Below are 20,964 nucleotides of genomic sequence, written 5' to 3' on the forward strand. Positions count from 1 at the left end.
GTTCTTAACCCGCAACCCGTTAGCCGGCCTGACCCATTTTACAAAGCACGGCTTTAATGGCAAAGTAATCCACCTCAACCGGCAGCGCTTCCTTGATGGGCCTTAATTTGTGGGCGCCGATTTCTTCAATCTTCCGCCGGATCAGGGCTTCATATGCGGGCGGAATAAAGGCGTCCCAGTCAATGCTGTGTCCTTCCACGCCGCACCGGACGAGGTGATCCTGAATGGTCACCACGCTCAAACCCCTCTGTCCGGCAATCTCTTTCAGCGTGAGCCCTGACTGGTACAGTTCCAGGGTAATCAGGTGACTCGGCTTTTCATCCTTGCGGGCTTTCTCCCCGTCCGGTTTCCCCGGCTGGAGCGCAATTCCGTTGGCGGCCGCGTATTTCCTGATTAATTCCAAAAACGCTCCGCCATACAGCTCAAATTTTCTTTGGCCCACTCCCTTGATCGCAAGCATGGCATGTTGCTCCTGCGGAAGATGGCTTGACATCTCCCGCAGGGTACTGTCGGCGAAAACAATGTAAGGCGGTATCCCTTCCCTTTGCGCAATCTCCCTGCGCAGTCCGCGCAGCTGCTCAAAAAGGGCATTCTCCACGACAGCCGGCGTCTCTTTTTGCCGCGCCTTGAGATATACTTTTTCCTGTCCTTTCAGCACGCTGTAGGCGCGGGGTGTCAAGGCCGCTACGGGATACTGGCCTTCCGTTGGCTGGATGTAGCCTTCGGCGATTAGAATGTTGGCTAGATCACTGATTTGCTTGATGGTGCGGTCTTTCATCAGCCCGTAAGTGGACAGGTTGGCAAACCCGTACTGCAGCACTTTTTTATTTTGCGAACCCTTTAAAACCTCCGCCACCAGGGTGATGCCGAACTGTTCCCGCATGCGCAGGATGCAGGAAAAGATCATCTGGGCGTCCACCGTTTTATCTTCCAGCTCGTTATTGTCGTTGCAGTTGCCGCAGTTCCCGCATTCTTCCGGGACGCTCTCCTCCCCGAAATACTGCAAAATATATTTTCGCAAGCAATGGGGAGTATGGCAATAGTCAACCATCGCCCGCAACTTTTTGTACTCATTTGATTTTCTTTCCGGGGAAACCTGCGACTGCTCGATCAGGAATTTTTGGATCTGGGTGTCCTGCGCTCCAAAAAGCAGGATACATTCCCCCGGCTCGTCATCCCGCCCGGCACGGCCGGCTTCCTGATAGTAAGCTTCCATATTTTTTGGGAGATTGTAATGGATTACATAGCGGACGTTGGATTTATCAATACCCATGCCGAAGGCGTTCGTCGCCACCATAATCCTGATGTCATCGTAAAGAAACTGGTCCTGACTGCCGGCTCTCTCCTCGTCACTGAGCCCGGCGTGGTATTTCCCCGCCGCATAGCCCTTCCTGCGCAGAAACTCATAGATATTGTCCACTTCTTTCCTGGTTGCCGCGTAGATGATCCCGGCCTGGTCCTTCCTTTTGGCCAGGTAAGCAAGTAAAAATTCCTTTTTATTTTCACCCCGGAGCACCGAAAAAGAAAGGTTCTCCCGGTCAAACCCCGTCACGACACTTTTGGGATTTCTTAAACCGAGCATCCTAACGATATCCTGGCGCACCTCGGCCGTGGCCGTCGCTGTAAAGGCCGCCACCACCGGCCGGCGCGGCAATTCCTTGATAAACGGCTCAATGGCGCGGTAACTGGGCCGGAAGTCATGGCCCCACTGGGAAACACAGTGCGCTTCGTCCACTGCCAGCAAAGAAACCGGCAGGGTTCGGATACTGTTCAGAAACCTGGCTGATTCAAGCCGCTCCGGCGCCACGTAGAGCAGTTTGAATTGCCCCCGGGCAGCCTGGTTGATCCGCTCCTCCACCTGATCAAAGCTCAAGCTGCTGTTAATGAAGGCGCCTGGTATTCCCAGGCTGTCCAGGGCGTCCACCTGGTCCTTCATCAGGGAGATCAGGGGAGAGAACACCAGGGTCAGTCCGGGAAACAGCAGCGCCGGGAGCTGGTAACAGACGGACTTGCCGCCGCCGGTGGGCATGATCCCCAAAGTGTCCCTGCCCTGCAATATGCTGTCGATAATCTGCTCCTGCCCTTTTTTAAAGGAAGAGTAACCGAAATGTTCTTTTAAAATAGCCCGGGCCCTTTGCAACATCTCTTTGTTCTCCTAAAAAGATAACTGCATTTATACCTATTTTATATTCAACTACAGAATCTCTCTTCCTTCCCCAATACATGAATTTCCCGGTGACAGTTTAAATAACCGCGTCGTCACTAATTGGGAGTAACGAAAAGTTATTTAAACTTCCAAAAAGTGAAAACTGACATAGAAAAGCCGCAGGTGTCTGCGGCTTCATCCTACGGTGTTATTCTTCACCTCGTAATAGGCGGCTTCAGATAGTACGATTCTCTTACGCATTGTCTAACCTTTTTTGTATTTCTGCAAACGCTTCATCAAGATCCCGCATGGGCTTACCTGCGGCGATTTCGCGGTCGACCTCAGCCAACATTTGCCCCAGCCGTTGGCGCGCCATCATCTTCTGGTAGGCTTCGAAGCTCATGACCACCAAATCGGCTTCGCCGTTCTTCGTCACAACAACAGGAGCCTGTGTCTCGTGGCACAGCTTGGAAAATGAATTATAGTCATGCCGAATTGCAGTAGAAGGCTTAATATTTGCAATGATATGATCCTGCCGGCTCATATTTTCCACCTCCATAGCCATTATTCTGTCAATATTATAGCATATCAATTATGTAATTCAAACATCTCGATGAAGTCTCTTATATGAAAACATTCCTGTTTTTGCACACAGGTCTAAAAGACGAGTCGCAACTTAAGCTTATGGCAACCGCTAACAGAAAAAAAGTATCAAAAAGCTGATTTGGAGGTTGCCAATCTAGAGGGTAAGACGGTCTTTCAAATAAGACTCCACGATACCGTCGTGGTCGCTTGACACCTTACCCGTCAGGCAGTCCACGAGTATTGGGAACCGGTAAGATTTTTTGCTGCTGCGCGACAGAGTGAACTCCCATACCGGCCGGTAAACAACCGGGTCAGCCGAAAACACATTGCTGTATACCACCTGCGCCGAAACGAGGAAGTCGTCCGCACTATGTTCGCTGCATTTGTGCGGATCGATAAAGCTGCGTATATAGTTGAGTGAAAACAGCGCTTCGTCAAAGGTCAGTGGCTGGTATTGCGGCTCGGTGTCCAGCGGCGCAAAAGTGCTCCAACTCAGCCGGAGTTGCGGTATGCCCTCTGGGATGACACGAAGGTACAGCCCTTCCCTGTGCACGGGGATGGAATCAATCCGGTGCTCCCAGTTGAATTCATAAAAATGATTGATCTGTGTGCCGTCCTCGTCAACCGGCGCCACAAACGGCAGAGGATACTCTGTATATCGCTCGTCCACGAGGAACGCGCGCGCGTATGCGCCGGCCTGCTTAAATGCTTGTTCGGGCGATTTATCCATCGCTCTTTGTTTGGGATAGTTCTCGTTGATTTCCCATCGATATGAAAAACCGTTGCCGTATGTTTCCAATTCCTCACGGAATCTTCCATACTTGCTCTGATAGAGAGGAAGACGGTAATACATCCCATACTCGCCATGGTCGTAAGACTCGTATTCTTTGCCTTCCCATATGCGCGCCAGCAGCTCCTCTACATCCACCGGAGGCTCGGGCTGCACCATGTACTCCCATGCAGTGAACTCGGGCAATTGTGGTTTATCGCCCGGCCAGACGAGGGCAGGCAGGGCGGAATCAGGGTTGAGCGTGGCCTGCGGCATGGTTCTATTAGGAGCCATCACTCCGGTACAACCCATAAGTGCGATGCTCCCAGCAAATAAGACAGCAAGAACGGGACCAAACACCATTGTCCCTTTGCATTTCAAAATCATTGTCACTCTCCGTTTTTTTCCTGCCCGTATTTTTCTCCAGAGATTTCATTTCGGGAGGGACTAATTCCGAGGTAAGTTTAACTTCTCGCAGACACACCCCGGCCTAATATTGCCGTCTCAATACCAGACTTTTATACTCGCCGGTAAAGCCAATCCCTTGTAAAGCCTTTTTATAGGGGCTTTCCAGGGCCGGCAGGCCGTTGATGGATTCCACTACCACGCTTTTTAATGGATTAAACTCACGGGTTAAGAGAGTTTTACAAAAGGCGAAATACGCGGGTATTGCCGGATCATCGGGCCCGGTTTTGATCAAAAGCTCTTTGCCGTTGCGTTTGGCCGACACTTTCAACCGGGCGCCGTGAAACACGACAAAATTGGTCGGCAGACTGGCGGGAAGGTCTTCGTCCAAACCGGGAAGCTTGAGCCCGCAGGGCGATGCCGGATCGGCGGCGTTCAGCCAATAAATACTCTCCTCGTTCAATCCTTTGCGCAAAAAACGGTTTGCTTCCGGGGAAGCAAATTGCAAACCGGTGCTTTGTTCAAAAAAATGCCCGGCATAAATCTCCCCGGAAAACTCCATGAGGCGCAGCGTGCGAAAAATCCGCCGCCACTGCATCTCGGGCAATTCCTGCTGGACCAGTTCGCGGAAAAGCACGCCGTAGCGGGAAAAAAGCTGGCGGATCCTATCTTTGACCAGTTCCTCCCGCTCGACGGGATCCCGCTCTTCGTTTTTCGGCAAGGCATACCAGTTGCCCTGTAAAGGACGTGAAGCAGACCAGCGGCTGTATCCCGCCCGGCGGCCGAAACCACGGTTGCCTTCCACCTGGAGGGGTGTGAATTTAGTCAGGATGCCCCTGCGCAACACGGCAAAACTGTCGTTGGTGATGCTGCCCCGCCAAACATGCCGCCACAGCCTTTGGGCCAGATCATCACTGGGCAAACCCGTATGCCGGCTGAGTGCGAAGAAATCGTATTTGCCCCACGGGTCCGGAAAAAGAGCCCGGGCCTGCGCTTCATCTTCTTCTTCCTGACGCTCTTCGCCGGGAGGGAACAACTCCAAATCTTCGCGCAAACAAAAGCCTACCCGCTTGTTGCCGCAACCAAACCAGATCAGATCACTGTTTTGCATGAGGCTGTCCGTCCAGGCGGTATAATAGGGCTCCATGCGGGCGGGCAGGATGGCTTCCTCCCAAAGATGGACCTGGCCGACATAACCAAACAATTGTTCCAGGCGTCCTTGTAAATCCTCCATGGTCGTCCCTTTTTCCACAACCCCCTGGTAGGTTGCCATAAACAAGGGCAACGCGGTCACCGGCAAAGACTTGAATTCCGGCCGGCGGGCGCGCCTGGCCATCGTAAACAGGCGCTCCAAATTTTCCCGGTCGCATATTTCTTTTTCGCCGGCTCCCTGAGTAAGCACATCCGCCACGATACATTCCTCTTCCAGCAGAGTGGCCAGCACGGCCGCGCAAACTTTAGCCGGCAGACCAAGGCGCCGGCCCACAAAATCCCGGGGCACGGGGCCGTAATAGGACAACCACTGGTTCACAAAGAGGGCGGTATCGCTTCTGAACTCCCCGGACTCCGCGGTCGTCTCCTGTTTAAATAGGGCGGCAGCCTTGCTCAAGCCCGCCGACAGCTGTTCGGCTGCATGAGGGAGCAAAGGGCGCAGGGTAAGATCGGAAAAACCGACACCCAGGCCGGCGGCGATCCTGGGCAGGATTTCTAGGGCACACAAGCCCGGCTGTTCCGCTCCCGGCAGGTGAAGCCAGGCCACCTTGCCCCCCAGGGTGCGCTTAACCTTATCCATGGTTAAACTGTGATCGGTTGACTGGTGATCCTGTTCCATGGCGGCGAAGAGGGAGGCCGCTTCATCAGCGGGAATGAAAAGGCGTTCCTTGATCCAGAGCAATAGTTCCTCCCCATCAGCGGGCGCGTACCCCGGGGCGGTCCGCTTGAGTTTGCCGTCCAGTTCCCGGACCAGGGTCTCCGGGATTTCGGGCCGCAAATGAGGTGAATACACCAGCTCTTTCAAGAGCTCCCGGCTCAAACCCGACTGCTGATCGAAAAAAGGGGTGTCGTCTTCATACATGTATTTGTTGGTCTGGCACCAGATCACATCAGACGCGAAGGGAGACGGTTGGTGGGTAACCGTTTCGCTTATCCTGATCCGGCCGTCGCTTATTTCGTCCAGCAGTTGTTTGACCATTTCCAAATCGAATTCGTCCTTGAGGCAGGTGCGCCAGGTCTCAAGCATGATCGGAAAATCGGCATAGGAGATGACCGCCGCCATCAATTTTTTGGCCCTGAGGCGGTTGAGCCACAGGGGCATGCGCTTTTTAAAATTGGCCCTGGGTAAAAGCAAGGCGCGTCCCGCGTTCTCCCGGAATTTCGCTCCGAAAAAGCCTGAGCTTTCCAATTTGCTCCGCAAAAGATTCTCCAGGTTTTGTGGCGGGACCAGGGAGAAAAGATCCTGCGGCGCAAAACTGTGGGGCAGCATTAACATGATGCTGTTGTTGCCGACATAAATCTCCAGGGGGTAGCCGAACTTTCGCTCCCAGGCGGCGGCCAGAGCCATGGCAAAAGGCCGGTTGACTTTACCGCCCCAAAGAGTATGCATAATAACCTGTTTGCTGTCCGCCGTGTTCAGGGGGTCGGCAAAGTGTTCAATTAAAATATGATGGCGGTGGGGCAAGGGTTGGCCCGTCGCTTCTTTTTGCAGTTTGAGAAATTCAATAAGCCGCTCCACCGCGTACGCAGACCAGGTGTTTTTGGCCGCCAGCCGGTGCGCGAAGGATTCCGTTTCCAGGTTTTGATCCGCCTCTTCCAAAAAGAGGCCTATTTTTTCGGAATAAAAGAAATCCCGGTTTTGCTCTTCCGCCCGCCAGAAGGGGATGATGTTGATTGTCTGATCACCGGGAACCACTTCCACATCATTGTGCGTAACGCGTATAATCCGCCAGACCTGGTTGCCCAGCATGAAGGTTTCGCCCACGCTCCGCTCCCAGACAAACTCCTCATCCAGCTCACCGATCTTGGCCTTGGTGTCCGTCAGGCGGAGATCATAGTAACCCCGGTCGGGGATGGTGCCGCCTCCCAGGTAAACCAGGCGGGCCACCCCGTCACGGGCCTTGACTGTATGGTCAAGCTTATCCCAGATAATCCGCGGTTTGAGTTCGCGCAGGCGGGTGTCCGCGTAGCGGCCCGCCAGCATTTCCAGCAGCAGGTCATAACTCTTCCGGGGCAGGTTGCGATAGGGATAACTGGTCTTGAGGAAGGCGTAAAGTTCATCCACGTCCCAGGTCTGGGCGGCGGTCATGGACAAAAGCACCTGCGCCAGCACGTCCAGGGGCGCTTCAACAGGTGTGACGGGCTCGATCTCGGCCCCGGGCAGGCTGCATGAAGCCACCGCGGCTTCCACAAAATCGCGTCCGCTAATGGGAAACAAAATCCCCCGGCTCACCTGGCCCACCCCGTGGCCGGCCCGTCCGATCCTCTGGACGGCGGCAGTCAGCGAGGGCGGGGTTTGCACCAAAACCACCGCGTCCAGTTCGCCGATATCGATTCCCAATTCGAGGGAATTGGTGGCCACAATCCCCTTCAGTTCACCGTTTTTGAGCTTGTGTTCCACCGCCAGGCGGAGTTCCCTGGCCAGTGAGCCATGGTGGGAATAGACCAGGGGCTCGCCTGCGGCATCATTGATATAGCGGGTCAGTTTTTCGACCGTACGGCGGTTGTTGCAAAAAACCAGGGTGTCGGTGTTTTCTTTAACCACCTTCGTCAAGGTGGCAGCCAGGGCCTGCCAGAGGGCGTCCTGCTCTGCCTCCTCCACCCCGCCATTGTTCTGTTCAATAGCCTCAACGGTTAAGTGATAGTGTTTTTTGGCAGCCGACCTCAAAATAACCACCGGCCGCTTCTCATAATGGTAATCTTCACCGGCTTGACGTGCTTTAAAGCCACCCATAAAATCGGCCACCGGTTCCAGGGGCCGGACCGTGGCAGATAAGGCGATCCTTTGGAATTCTCCCGCCAGAGGGACAAGCCGGTCCACCGCCGTGATCAGGTGGGTGCCCCGCTTGCTGTCCAGGACGGCGTGGATTTCATCCAGAATAACCGTTTCCACCCCGTTTAAAATCTGGCGGTTGTTTTTGGAACTAAGCAGCAGGTTGAGACTCTCGGGTGTGGTGATCAGGATCTCGGGCGGCCTGCGCAGCATCTGCTGGCGCTCGTTTTGCGGGGTGTCGCCACTCCGGGTGAGTACCCGGACAGGGGGAAACAGCTCACCCGCCCCTGCAAAATACGCCCGCAACTCCTGGAGAGGCTTCAACAGGTTGCGCCGCACGTCGTTGTTGAGGGCCTTCAGGGGCGAAACATACAGGACCCGTACCCGGCCACCCGGCCAATCCCCGGTAATTAGCTTTTGCAGCGCCCAGAGAAAGGCCGTCAAGGTTTTGCCGCTGCCCGTGGGAGCTGTGATCAGGACATGCTCGCCTTTGGCGACACGGGGCCAGGCCTGGATCTGAATATCGGTAGGCATGCCGACCTTTTCGGCAAACCATTTGCGGATAAGCGGATGAAACAGATCGAGAACCGGGTGTTCCATTGGAACTTCCTTTCAGGTTATATCTAATTGTTTAAAACATAGTTCGACTTTAAATAAGTCGCCATCAATTTTAATGTTGAAACGGCCGCCACAGATCTGGGTGAAGCTTTGGGCGATGGGTAGCCCCAGCCCGGAACCTTCGCTGGTTCTGGAAGCGTCTCCTCTCGCAAAGCGCTGCAGTATTTCGTCTGCGCTAAAGCTCATTTCATAATTGGCGGTGTTTTTGATGGCGGCCCAGGCGCTTTCTCCATCTGCGGTCAGGTCGATATATACCCTTGTACCGGACAGAGAATATTTCAGAGCATTTGTAATCAGGTTTTCCCAAACCCGATACAGCTTTTTGCCGTCACTTACTATATACACAGGCCCATCAGGGATGTTGAGCCGAAAAGTGAGGCCGGAGCCGTTTATAGACTCCTCCATATCTGCCAGGGTTTGTTTAATCAACCGGGCTAAATCAAGTTGCTCCATATCCAGGGTAATATTCTCACTGTTCGCTTTGGAAAGGTCGAATAAATCCTGGATGATATTCTTCAGGCGTTCCGATTTCTGCGATAGAATTTTTACATAATCACTGGCCTGTTCGGGCAGGCCTTCTTCCCGGTTTAAAAGTTCCACGTAGCTGATGATAGAAGTCAGCGGAGTTTTTAAATCATGCGATACATTAGTTATGAGGTCTATTTTCATGCGTTCAGATTTTATCTTTTCGGCGACGGCAATACCTATACCCTCCTGGATAGAGTTAAGGTTCTGCGCGGCAGGGTAAACATTGGAATCCGCCGGAACCTCCAGCCTGGTTTTCATATCACCATTCTTAACAAGTTCAACGTGGTCCATCAGCTTGCCCAGATCGCTCAATGTCTCGTCATAGCGTTTCAGATACCGGTAAATAAGGTATATACCCGCGCCTGCTATTAATAAAGCCGCCAGTAACGCCAACTCGCCTGAACCGTTTATGGCCGCCAGTAAAAACATGACCGACATTAACGCCATAACCGCCTCGACGGCCACCAGCAAATACGCCCGGTTTAGCATCGACTTTTGCCAGGAATACCTGCTTTCATATTTACGGTACCAGGTTAAAAGGGAATTGATTGAGTTGTGGGTAAAAAAGCTCTTGCCGTTGAAGATTAGATCAACAAGCATCAGGTAAAACCACCAGAGACCAATCAGCGTAAAACCACTGACCAAGACAATACCGCACACCCACTCAAATGCAAAACTATACCCCCCGGAATAATTAGGGGAAAATCCCACAGCCACAGCCAGGCCTAAAACCAGTAGGGAAAGCACTATCTTAACTTCCAACCAAATTTTTCCTGACCAGGAGGCCAATTTTCGGTCAAATTCCCGCTTCTCCCGGCGCTTGATTATCGCATAAATTAACAATGAAATTCCCAATACCAGAAGAGCTATATAAGTCCAACCAAGGACCCTCATGAATTGCTGTTCCATAAAATATTGGGAATGTCCGTACGGGTTTTTCACCAGGGTATCTTTGACGGCCATGAAGACTTCACTATTGACCAACTCAGCAGTTTTATCGGTGTATTCCCCTGGAATAATGTTCCGGTAGCCGCTATCCAGCCGCTCGACATCGACCGGTTGCCCGTCTTCAATCACCCATACCTTTTTCCCGTCAAAATGCCAATAATATTTATAGCCGGCCGGCAAGTCCGGCATCATTTCTGCGCCTGAAATTTGCGGCAAGTCGCCTTCGATATTTTTTACCAATAGACCGCTATCTTTGTTAACCGCATAATATATCAGATTTTCCCCTTCATTATCTAAATACTTTATAGTCCCTTCCTTGCGATGAGGATCTGTAGAAGGATAAGCCACCAGATAGAAGAGTTCGCGAAAATAGTTACCGGTTCGCTCTTTGAAGGCGATACTTCTTTTATAGTCTGTAAATGGAGCTTTTAAAGCATCTACACTTCCATTAAATTGCGCTAAGGCAGACAAACCAGTTATAAAAAGGCCAGTAATAATACTTACGGCCAGAAAACAGCACAGCCAGGCTGTAAAAGGTTTAGATTTTCTCAATTTTGTATCCAATGCCCCATACCACCTTTAAGTATTTAGGCTCTTTCGGGTTTATCTCAATTTTTTCCCGGATCCGGCGAATATGTACCATGACCGTGTTTTCCACTCCATAAGCTGTTTCTCCCCAGACCCGCTCATAAATCTCCTCGGCGGGAAAGATCCGCCCCGGTGAACGCATTAATAACTCCATGATCTTGGTTTCCTTGGCGGTCAGCTTTACCAAATCGCCATCAAGCATTAACGTGTGGTTTTCCAGATCGAAACATAGCCCGCCCGATTGCAGGAGGTTCGGCCTGGCCTGCACGTTGACATCCCCCAGGCTTAGATAACGCCTTAGCTGAGACTTTACCCTGGCCATAAGCTCCAGTCTATTAAACGGCTTGGTGACATAATCATCAGCACCCATAGACAGACCCAGCACTTTATCCGTATCCTCAGATTTGGCTGACAAAATAATGATGGGGATGTTTTTTTCCGCGCGGATCTTGAGCATAGTCGACAGCCCATCCAGTTTTGGCATCATCACATCTAGAATAATCAAATGCACGCTCTGAGTGCTAATCATATCGAGCGCCTGCAGTCCGTCATAGGCCTTCAGTACCGCGTAACCCTCATTTAGCAGGTTGATAGCGATCGCATTCACTATCTCCCGGTCATCATCTACCACCAGGACGCGTTGTTTTTCCAAGTATATCACCACCTTTCACCCAGAAACTCGTAAACCCGTGAACCTTAGTCATACTATAAATGGCCTGGCTAACAAAAAAACGGATAGATTTCTTAAAAGTTTCTTAATTTCTCCCGTAAAGCTATTGTTTATAGTGGAAATACCTTTTACATCTCGTTATACCGTGAGAAATAACATCGATTTTATTTCTCCGCTGAGATGGTAGGCGCCGGACCGCAGATAGGGTACCATGGACCTGTTTCTGAGTTCCTCATAGGTATCGGTTAACGCCACCTGTTCCACCGGCTCCCGGGTGTCCATGTAGTACCGCTCAACTCTTGCTTCAGTGCCTGCTCATCCAGGTTTCTCAAACGGTAATAATGCTCGATGTAGGTGGATATTGCACCCCTAGCGGCAGCAATGATTTTCCCCTTCTCTTCTTCGTAGAGAGGGCGGTCTTGCTGCTGAGCGACAGATAACTCCGGCAGGCTTAATCTTTCCGTCCGGCAGCCGCAGATATCCACGAACCTGCCGTCCGGCCACACGTGAAAGTGCGGGCCGGAAACCTTGAGGTAATCGTAGAAGAGCGCCAGGGTAAAATCGTGGGAGAAGAGCCGCAGCTTATGGAGACGTCTCTGCGATAATGTGAACCACTGTCATGCTTTCTATCGTCCAACATGTAAACTCATGTAAAAGAGGCGAACAGAATGAAAAGAGCTTTGTTTATGTTTTTGTTGGCAGCAACTCTTCTAATTGCCCCGGAGGCAGGTCTGGCCCGGACGCCCTTTGACGACATTGCGTCGCACCAGGCTTTGGCTGATATTGAAGCCGTTTACGAAAAAGGCATTATGATTGGCACGGCAGATAACAAATTCAGCCCGGACGAAATTGTTGACCGGGGACAACTGGCTGTTTGTTTGGTTAAAACCTTTGATTTGAATTTTGACGATTTAGATTTCATAAAAGCGCCTGTCCCTTCTGACTTATATGACGATGTGGATAATGATTCATGGTACAGTCAGGCTTCAATGATCATTGGCTATGAACAAATCTTTAATATCGCTGATAGAAAATTCAAACCCCATGAAGCTGTTACCAGAGCTGATGTAGCCAGTGCAATAACCGGCTCTTTTGCAGCAAAAAAGCTATCGGTTATTACCACCATGATGTGGCCGAATTATCTCGATATAACGAATTTGACCCAAAAACAACAATCCGACATCAGTTTTGTCTTTAACACCGGTATAATGAGGTACACCGGCAACGAATTCGAACCTGAACGGGAAATAACCCGTGCGGAGCTGGCGGCCGTTCTAAACCGCACTTTACAGACTCTGGCTGTCGCCTCCCCTATCCAGGAGGCGGAACAGGGAAGTCCGCCTGCCTCCGGCGATTCAGTGCCAAATCCACCGGATGTGAATACGGCAGCCTTCAAGGATCAAGGCGACCTGGCCTTCATCCGGCAGGGTTTGCTTTACACGCTTGATAGCGAAACGGGAGAGGTCAAGCAACTGACCGTGTCCGGCAAAGCGCTGCAACCCGCCTGGTCGTATGACGGCCAGTGGCTGGCGTTTATCCGCGTCACCGACCCGGGTTCCGGTAGCGGCCAGCTCTGGCTGGTACGCCGGGACGGTTCATCGCTCCACCAGGTTCAAGACCTGCCCGGGTTGGCCAGCCGCGATAGTTTTTATTGGTCGCCCGCCTCTGACATGCTGGCGGTAGCCATGCGGGACGGCGTCTGGCTGGTACCTGCGGAAGGTGAACCAAGCCGGCTGGTCCAGTCTGAGGAAACGTATAATTTTGCCTGGTCGCCTGACGGCAAAATTCTGGCATACAATATTACGCTGCCGTCGGAGGAGCCTCAAAACCGCAGCGATGCGCTCTATACAATTGAGGTGGACAGCGGCCAGCCTGTTGAACGGCTGGTGGCCCCTCAAGCCGGGATACGGGTTACCTCCTGGTGGCCCGACGGTCAAGGGGTGCTGTACTGGCTGGATCCACTCCACTCAGCTTCCCTGGCGGCTGACGGGATGGGCCTGTTGAGCCTTCGTTTAGATGAGACCGAACCTAAGCTTCTCACCAGCGGGCTTGCCCACCGCGGTTGGCAGTCCCTGTCGCCGCAGGGGAACCTGGTAATGGTATCGGGAGGAGGGCGTATAGTCTGGGCCGGAAAGAGCCTGTCGACTATAGACCTGGCAACGGGGAGCGTCCGGGAACTCAGCAATCCCGAAGGCAGCGTCTCAATCGATCCCTCTTTTTCTCCGGACGGCCGCCGGATCGCTTTCGTTGCTGCCAAGGACCTGGGCTACGACGTGTGGGGCTTTAGCAAACCGGAGGAACTGGCTGACTGGGTGGCAACGCGCACACTCTGGCTCCGGAATGCGGACGGCTCCGGCGCTCATCTTCTGACGGCCGCCGGAACGGGCGTGTACCAGCCAACCTGGTCCAAAGATGGAGACCGCATCCTGTACGTACGGGACAACGCCCTCTGGATCATCGGAACAGACGGCGGGGAGCCGGAAAAGGTATTGGACCTGTTTTCCGAAGGAGAGGATCTCTTCGGTTTTTACGGTTATGTCTCCTGCCGTGATTTTATGGCATGGCGTCAGCCTTAAAGGCTCAGAAAAAAGATAGCCGGCGTTTACACCTGTTTGTATATACAATATATCTCAGTTTGCTTTAGGATAACGAAAGTGATATTTCAAAGTGGAAGGCCAGGAGAGAAGTCCGTTATCCTCCCTGGTTGAGGGTCCGGCATTATGGATCAGGAAAGGCACTCCGTCCGCCTGCCTCTTGTCCGAAACCACTCCTACATGGTCGTTAGGCGGGCCAAACACCACGATGTCGCCGCCCTGCCACTGCTTTAAATTTTCCGCATCCCACGGTTTAATCTCAGTGGTCAACTGTTCGGCGTATTTTTTGAAAAAGGCCTCCTGGTTCGGCACCCTGCGGAAATCGATATTGGGTTCGGGCGTGCCTGCCACACGGGGGTAATCGTCCGGATGAGCTTGTATATCCCGGTCCATCATGCGCTTTAAGTCGTAGCCCGCGTTTTGCAGCGCCCGCCAGATCACATCGGTGCAAACGCCCTCGTTTTCAGGCGGGTACCCTCCCGCATAATAGGCGTCCTTATATAAGGGCCTCGCCTCCAGGTCCTTGCGCGCCCCCTGGACAATATCGTCCAGGTCGTAGATGCCGTCACCGTCCTTGTCGCTGTCCAGAACAACCTTCTCGACAACACAGCGCTGTTCAACCAGCCCCTGTGGATCCAAGCGGGGCAGGTTGAAATAATGGTACCGCCACTCAAATAAACCAAACAACAATGCTGCGGCAACAATTAATAGTAGGCTTTTAACTACCCATAACCATGTCTTTCCTTCCTTGGCTATCCTCGTTTCGTAGGTTTTTAGAAGCTTTATTTTATTCATTGTTCAAAAAACCGAATTCGGGCCTCAGCAGATCTTTCAATGCTGAAAATTCGACCGGGAACTCCTGTATGCCGGCGGCATATGGGAAATATTCATACTGCTGGAAATAGACCACGACCGCATTATTGGACAGGTAAAAGTCCTGGTCTTCTCTGATAGCCTCAAAGGGCGCAATTGCATAATCAGGCAGGACGCCTTCCTTTACCCGCGCATCGATCTCATTCTTCACGGCATTGCTGATGAAAGAAACATAGTCCGCATCACTTTTTACCAGATCCTTAAGCTTGTATTCTTCACCCGTTTTCAGGTTGAAGGTATGGGAGCTTTGCGCCGTCAGTCCATGTGCCCCTCCGGTATACTGGTAATCGAGAAAAACAACGCTCAACAGTTCGTTTTGATTGTATTTCAGCCTGTAGTCAAAATAGGTTTCACACTTGTTTGGACTGCCGGCATACCCGGACGCTATGGCCTTTTCCATTTCATCGGCATTTTTCAGTCCTTCATTTTTGGCATCCCCGGCTAATTTGCTGAAGACTGCGTTTATCCTGTCCTGCACGGTTTTGTCAGCCAAACCGTCAACCTGCGGATACTGCAAAGTTATTTTGATTGTATCGGTATCAGAAGCTTCTTTTACTGTTGTTATGGAAATTGCATTCTCTTTTACATTTTCAAGTTGAACGATGCCATTTTGCCTGTCCCAGCGTACTGTTAGCCCAAAGTTTTCAGAGAAGAAATCCGGCCCCATGTACGTACTGTCTCCGATGATGGTGTAATCCCCGCTCATATAATAAGCATGGTCATTTGCAGTTATTTTATAGTTATTCAAATCAATTATTATATCTTTCTCAGGTCTGGAAACGGAAATCGTATTATCCTTTCCCGACCACTGTATTTCATATCCGAGCGCTTCACCAACCGCCCGCAGCGGCAAATAAACACTTCCTCCGTCAACAGAGGCGACAGCCTCAATTGCCGTACCGTTCAGCATGATTGCAGGCTGACTTTCGGCTGCAGCAAAACCATATGCATGCATAGACAGCATCAACGAAATAACGAACCCTGCCAAAAAAACCTTTTTCCCCATGAGATCATTGCTCCTTCGAAGTATAAAGTCTGTACCCTGTTGTTTGCTCACCAAATACCCGCCACCGCAGCTTTACCATCGCCATATCAATCCATCAGGATCTCCGGCAGTATAAAAATATCCTTGAATATATGACGGTTAGCGTAAAAGACAGGTTCAAATACCAATCCGATAAACGGATGCCGGTATCATTAATTTTAAAATATGGGCGCCTATTCTAACTTCCCGCTATAAATTCTTAACCTTGGCCATTTCAGGAACACTTTTCCTGACTTCTTGGTTTGTACGTAGTACCTTAGGGCTATATCCTTTTCCATCTTGCATTTCTTCCAGGCACGATGCAGTCTACTTTACCTTCATCTTTTAAAATCGCAAGGACCCTGTAAATAGTTGGTCGGCTGACGTTTGGACAAGCCTGCTCTATGTCTTGGATGAAAAAGTCCCCACTAAGGTGCAGGATTGTTTCTTTGATCATGGCTGTTTTTGAACCTCTCTGATTTTCAGCAAGATTAACCCATTCCTCAAACTCTTTATAGGCAGCTATAAGGACACCAAGAGAATATTCAATCCATGGAATAGGATTGTGTTGGTTCTCATGCCACCATTTTTCAAGTACATCATAATAGGTTACCTTGCTTTCTTCAATAATTCGTTCAAGAGAGATGAATCTCCCAACTTCAAAACCAGCCTGGTATAAAAGCAATAAGGTTAATAGACGGGATATACGGCCATTACCATCTCGAAAAGGATGGATACAAAGGAAATCAAGAATAAATGCGAAACTTAAGATAAGATCGTCAAAGCTTTCTTTTTCACGATATGTATTAAAACCGTGACAAAGTTCATCCATGGCACTGGGTACTAAAAATGCTTTGACCGGCACAAACCTTACCCCCATTGAAATATGATCAATTAATATAATCATATTACTGTAAATATTATCATAAGTGAAGGTCATGATAATATTTTTCCATTTAATGGGAGGTAAATAAACGGTTTAATTAATAGATATTGAAATCACAAAGCTCGAAAGACCATCTAGGAAAACCCTAACCCAAATCTGGCTGTTGTCCACCTGCTCGCGCTATTGTGCCAAGTAGTGTTCAATCTCAATCTTTCAGTCCCCTTGTTTTCGGGATCGGCACTGCAACAAACGTAGGCTTTATGGTGGAACCTCATGTATTTATACTCTCAGTCCCCTGATATAGAAGGGTATCCTGTTTGCAGTTCCTTTAACCTTTTCTCCTTTCAGTCCCCTGATATGTTATCGGGTTAAGCAGTGCAACGGTGGCAGTCATGACACCTGAACAGAGAAAAGTGGCCTCCAGGCCGGCCAGGTATTTGAGTATTTCCAACAGCTGCCCTTCCAGGTCCTTGCTGGAATTAAGAATATACTTCAGCTGCAGGAAGGAGGCGTTGGCGTACTGCACGTTGCGCCTGTCGATCTCCTCCAATATTTCATCCATGCCCGTGTAGGTCTGGCGGATGTAATCCAGCCGGTGGTATATTTCCTTTTCCGCCTCGGCCTGACTGGCCTGGCGGCCCCTCTCGACTTCCTGGGCGGCAGTCGCCGTCACCCAGGCCGGGTCGTGGTACCACTTGTTAATCCGTTTGATGATCTTGGGCCGGTAGCGAAAGACGTTGTCGGACGTCTTCAGGCGGTGGTAGCTCCTGTCCAAAATCTCCTGCTTGTAGTCTTCAAAGTGTATTTTTAAGATATCCTTGGGTTGTTTTTCGGCCAGCACCCGCTCTATATAGCGTTTAATATTGTGGTTTAAAGACTTTAAGCCGTTTAAGAGTTGCTCGGTCTGTTCAAAGGCCTTTTCCAGGGCCAGGCTGGCCTGCCGTTCCACATCCTCAGCGTAAAGAAGGGTGTAGGTGGCATAGACAAAGCCCTGGTACTCAGCCTGGCGGTTCTTGCGGACTTTGTCCAATGTATCAAGAATTGTAATCGCGTAATCGTTAATATTGACATACTGCTTGTAATTGTTATAGGTTTCGGTTGAAAGCCAGCCGCAGGACTCCAGTTTGCGCAGCACGAAAGCCGCCCGGTCGCGGAAACCGGCGGGGTTGTCCAGTGATTCATCCCAGATTTCGTCGTCAAGCGCCCCGGCGAACTGCCCTTCTTCTTCCCAATTTTCTTCTATGTAGTCTACAATTACGTCTATCACCACATCCCGCTCCATACCCAGGCTGGTCAGCAGGTACTGGTCATAAATTTTAAACAGGATCCCGCGGCGTAGTGCTCTTTTAAAGGGCTGGCCAGGACGCTGAAAAACCGGTCCGGTATAATGGAAAAGAGGTTCATAGTAGTACCGCCTGAATATAGAATTGATAGGCCGGTGTGATAGCTGCATAAAGCAAAGACCTGCGTTATATTTCTCGCAGGTATCAACAAATTCCTCTATCTTTCTACTAAGTCCAAGTTCGTAGTTATCCGGTATTTTAGATGATGTCCAGACCAAGGCATTTTTATCCAGTGTCTTTACAAAGCTCCATACCTGCAGCAAGTGCTGTCTTTCCCCTTGCCGTTTGGACAGCCCAGAAATGCGTATACTAAACTGACAGGATGTAATAGTTGCAAAAGAATTAAGTTTATTTTGACTTACTGTTCATGCTGCCGGCCAATTCTGACCATGTTATAATTAATTAAGTATGAAATACAGGAAGTGCCAACTATGAAACCCACTGCAAAAACAATTGAAATTGAAAAGCTGTTACCCCGGTTAAAAGAAATTTCCCGGCAATTTCCTGCGGTTGCGGCGGCATACCTCTTTGGGTCTTACGCCGGCGGACGCCCCACACCACTCAGTGATATAGATATAGGTATCATAATGGCCCGGGAATTACCGGATATGGAGTCCTTCCGCATTGAAATGAGCTTGGCGGGAGAACTGGAAAAGATATTCGAAACCGATAATATCGACCTGGTGGTTCTGAACAAAGCGCCTCTCCCCATTCAATACAACGCCACCTGCGGCAAGCTGCTTTTCAGCAACGATGAAGAAAAAAGATCCGATTTCGTAGAATATGCGAGAAAATACTACATCGACTGCCTGCCTATCTACCGTGAATACCGTGAGGAGTTTTTTAAAAGACTGCAGGAGGGGAGAAAGACGGATGGTTAATTTTCAAAAGGTAGATAAGCAGTTAAAAATGCTTGACAATTACCTGTCTATTTTAAGCCAACTCAGCAATATAAATCATAATGAATTTATTAATGACCCACGTAATTACGGCAGCGCAGAAAGGTTCCTGCAGTTAGCGATAGAAACCACCTTGAATATCGGCAACCACATCATTTCCATCTATAATTTTGAAGCTCCCAAAGATTACTCGGATATATTTATTATACTTGGAAATCATGGTGTTCTACCAAAAGATTTCGCCAAAGAATTAACCAACATGGCTCGTTTTCGCAACCGCCTGGTACATATATATTGGGAAATTGATACCAGTAGGGTTTATACTATAATACAAACAAAACTGAAGGACTTTGAGGATTTCAAGAAATATATTCTAGCTTTTCTTGCCTAGCGTTTGTCAACGGCATTTATATTCTAATATAATGTTGTGTAAAGGTTGTATTTAACTGATAGCATGGCCAGCCTGCAGCATGTGGGCAGAGGTGCGGGGTAAGTCCTACGTGCACCCGTGACACAAAGGTCATGCTATATTTCTTTATACCCAAGCTTCAAGTGCTCATACTTCCCCATCCCAAACACCGCCCCCTTGCCCACATGCACCAGTTCCCCCAGCCGCAAGAGGGGCAGAAACTCGTCCAATTCACCTTCATACTCCACCCGGCCCACCAGGCCGCCCATGTTCACCTTGTTGTCCTGGCGGGAAGAATAGCGCTCCCAGTTCACCCAACGGGTACCGTCACTAACCAGCCGGACTTCCGCCGCCCGTTCAATCAGCCCGGTAAAGTCAAGCTCCAGTTCCCAGCCATGGTGAAAATAGGCCAGTGACGAGAGCCTGCGTAAAAGGCTCCGTATGAGCATGTGAAACTCAATATGGTGGACGAAATTTTCTTCAAACTTAATCCTGGTGATGGTCAAAAAGTCCAAACCAAGGCGAGTTAAGGCTATAACTTTATCCTTCTGACGTAAAAGGTCAGCTGAGTCAAACTGGATGGCCAGATTGGTATTTCTCACAAGCTGGTCTTCCGCCTGGTACACCAATTGGCTTTCCTCGTTGTTCAAACCAATTGCCCGAATTTCGGCCAGCCGGTATTTCCTCCTCATTTTCCCGATCCCCAATTCGCCCAGTTCACGAAAGGCAACAATAAAATAAGGAAGGTAATTGATCGCCCTGCCGATCAGGATTAGATTGAAGTCCAGCTTCTCGCCGGGCCTATATTCGGTTTTGGTTTCCAGCGGGGGTTCGAGGATAAAGGGCCGGGGGATACTTTCGTAATTGCGGAGGGCTTCAGAACCGGGGGGAGGCGCGGTTTCAAAGATATAAGCATAGGGACAGCTTGTCCTTAAGAGGCAGTTGTTGCAATTGGCCTCCCTGAGTGAACAAGAGATCCTCCGAAAGGCGTTGCCGAAACCGCCTCTTAAGGTGGAACCCTTGTAAGGGGGCAGAAGCAAACCTTTCTCCCCAGCCTCTATGGTGAGTCGGTATTTAGCTATTGTAAAATATTTGGACATCGCTTTTTCTCCATTAACGGTTTCTCATACCGCAAGCGGCATCAGAATATGAAATCCATATCAAGCAATAAAAAAATAACCATACAGATATAATTTCTCCATAATGGTTATTATTTCTACATGTAGCGAGAATTCCCTATTGATTATATGCTTATTTTTTCATCCGTTTTGTTTGTATTTCAGCCTGTAGTCGAAATAGGTTTCACACTTGTTTGGACTGCCTGGATACACGGACGCCATGGCCTTTTCCATTTCATCCGCATTTTTCAGTCCTTCATTCCTGGCGCCTACGGCTGATTTCTCGAAAATGGAGTTTCTCCCATCCTGCACGGTTTTATCGTCCAACCCGTCAATCTGGGGATACTGTAGGGTTATTTGATTTTATCGGTCTCAGAAGCTTCTTTCACTGTTGTTATGGAAATTGCATTCTCTTTTCCGCTTTCAAGTTGAATTATTCCGCTTTGCCTGTCCCACCGTACTTTGAGTCCAAAGAGGACAGACAAGGTTTATTCTAAGGATAATTTCGTCTTGACATGATATTTCATATGTAATATATTTATTACAGGTGAAATATTTTAGTATTTCACACCTTTC

16 protein-coding genes are annotated in these 20,964 nt (G+C 50.0%); 3 read left to right on the plus strand and 13 right to left on the minus strand.

Features of this window, described 5'->3' with window-relative positions; all coding sequences use genetic code 11:
• Positions 1–19: 19 nt before the first annotated feature.
• From recQ to Psch_RS06060, 7 genes are all read right to left on the minus strand, one after another.
• The gene (gene recQ / locus Psch_RS06030) at positions 20–2,143 is read right to left on the minus strand and encodes a DNA helicase RecQ (protein ID WP_190239502.1); all 2,124 of its coding nucleotides are present in this window, start codon (positions 2,141–2,143) and stop codon (positions 20–22) included.
• Positions 2,144–2,399: 256 nt separating this feature from the next.
• The gene (locus Psch_RS06035) at positions 2,400–2,690 is read right to left on the minus strand and encodes a type II toxin-antitoxin system prevent-host-death family antitoxin (RefSeq protein WP_190239503.1); all 291 of its coding nucleotides are present in this window, start codon (positions 2,688–2,690) and stop codon (positions 2,400–2,402) included.
• 195 nt (positions 2,691–2,885) lie between these two features.
• Positions 2,886–3,794 carry a hypothetical protein gene (locus Psch_RS06040; RefSeq protein WP_190239504.1) on the minus strand — a complete coding sequence of 303 codons (909 nt, stop codon included), beginning with the start codon at positions 3,792–3,794 and terminating at the stop codon, positions 2,886–2,888.
• Positions 3,795–3,990: 196 nt separating this feature from the next.
• Positions 3,991–8,490, minus strand: coding sequence for a DEAD/DEAH box helicase (locus Psch_RS06045; RefSeq protein ID WP_190239505.1), 4,500 nt, complete (start codon positions 8,488–8,490; stop codon positions 3,991–3,993).
• Between the two features lie 12 nt (positions 8,491–8,502).
• On the minus strand, positions 8,503–10,548 hold the full coding sequence (locus tag Psch_RS06050; RefSeq protein WP_190239506.1) for a sensor histidine kinase: 2,046 nt from the start codon (positions 10,546–10,548) through the stop codon (positions 8,503–8,505).
• Entirely contained in the window at positions 10,523–11,224 is a 702-nt protein-coding gene (locus tag Psch_RS06055; RefSeq protein ID WP_190239507.1) for a response regulator transcription factor, read from the minus strand. The genes Psch_RS06050 and Psch_RS06055 overlap by 26 nt, the downstream gene beginning before the upstream one ends.
• 263 nt (positions 11,225–11,487) lie before the next feature.
• A complete protein-coding gene (locus Psch_RS06060; protein WP_190239508.1) occupies positions 11,488–11,727 on the minus strand; it encodes a hypothetical protein in 240 nt (79 codons plus the stop codon).
• A gap of 183 nt (positions 11,728–11,910) precedes the next feature.
• Here Psch_RS06060 and Psch_RS06065 point away from each other — a divergent pair, with 183 nt between their 5' ends.
• Complete coding sequence (locus tag Psch_RS06065) at positions 11,911–13,818, plus strand: S-layer homology domain-containing protein (RefSeq protein ID WP_190239509.1); 1,908 nt, start codon at positions 11,911–11,913, stop codon at positions 13,816–13,818.
• 54 nt (positions 13,819–13,872) lie between these two features.
• On the opposite strand, the gene Psch_RS06070 is transcribed toward Psch_RS06065, so the two are convergent.
• From Psch_RS06070 to Psch_RS06085, 4 genes are all read right to left on the minus strand, one after another.
• Positions 13,873–14,631 carry a DUF1287 domain-containing protein gene (locus Psch_RS06070; RefSeq protein ID WP_190239510.1) on the minus strand — a complete coding sequence of 253 codons (759 nt, stop codon included), beginning with the start codon at positions 14,629–14,631 and terminating at the stop codon, positions 13,873–13,875.
• The gene (locus tag Psch_RS06075) at positions 14,624–15,715 is read right to left on the minus strand and encodes a PdaC/SigV domain-containing protein (RefSeq protein ID WP_190239511.1); all 1,092 of its coding nucleotides are present in this window, start codon (positions 15,713–15,715) and stop codon (positions 14,624–14,626) included. Before Psch_RS06075 ends, Psch_RS06070 begins: the two co-directional genes overlap by 8 nt.
• A gap of 301 nt (positions 15,716–16,016) precedes the next feature.
• Positions 16,017–16,598 (minus strand): Fic family protein, encoded by a 582-nt coding sequence (locus tag Psch_RS06080; RefSeq protein ID WP_243123959.1) that lies wholly within the window; start codon positions 16,596–16,598, stop codon positions 16,017–16,019.
• Positions 16,599–16,947: 349 nt separating this feature from the next.
• The gene (locus Psch_RS06085) at positions 16,948–18,225 is read right to left on the minus strand and encodes a Wadjet anti-phage system protein JetA family protein (protein ID WP_190239513.1); all 1,278 of its coding nucleotides are present in this window, start codon (positions 18,223–18,225) and stop codon (positions 16,948–16,950) included.
• Positions 18,226–18,393: 168 nt separating this feature from the next.
• Here Psch_RS06085 and mntA point away from each other — a divergent pair, with 168 nt between their 5' ends.
• On the plus strand, positions 18,394–18,843 hold the full coding sequence (gene mntA / locus Psch_RS06090; RefSeq protein WP_190239514.1) for a type VII toxin-antitoxin system MntA family adenylyltransferase antitoxin: 450 nt from the start codon (positions 18,394–18,396) through the stop codon (positions 18,841–18,843).
• Entirely contained in the window at positions 18,836–19,252 is a 417-nt protein-coding gene (gene hepT / locus Psch_RS06095) for a type VII toxin-antitoxin system HepT family RNase toxin (RefSeq protein WP_190239515.1), read from the plus strand. The genes mntA and hepT overlap by 8 nt, the downstream gene beginning before the upstream one ends.
• Before the next feature lie 134 nt (positions 19,253–19,386).
• On the opposite strand, the gene cas6 is transcribed toward hepT, so the two are convergent.
• Positions 19,387–20,370 carry a CRISPR system precrRNA processing endoribonuclease RAMP protein Cas6 gene (gene cas6, locus Psch_RS06100; RefSeq protein ID WP_190239516.1) on the minus strand — a complete coding sequence of 328 codons (984 nt, stop codon included), beginning with the start codon at positions 20,368–20,370 and terminating at the stop codon, positions 19,387–19,389.
• Between the two features lie 159 nt (positions 20,371–20,529).
• Positions 20,530–20,745 carry a PdaC/SigV domain-containing protein gene (locus tag Psch_RS06105; RefSeq protein WP_282432450.1) on the minus strand — a complete coding sequence of 72 codons (216 nt, stop codon included), beginning with the start codon at positions 20,743–20,745 and terminating at the stop codon, positions 20,530–20,532.
• Positions 20,746–20,964: the final 219 nt, after the last annotated feature.

This window comes from Pelotomaculum schinkii (assembly GCF_004369205.1).
Classification (GTDB): Bacteria; Bacillota; Desulfotomaculia; order Desulfotomaculales; family Pelotomaculaceae; genus Pelotomaculum_C; species Pelotomaculum_C schinkii.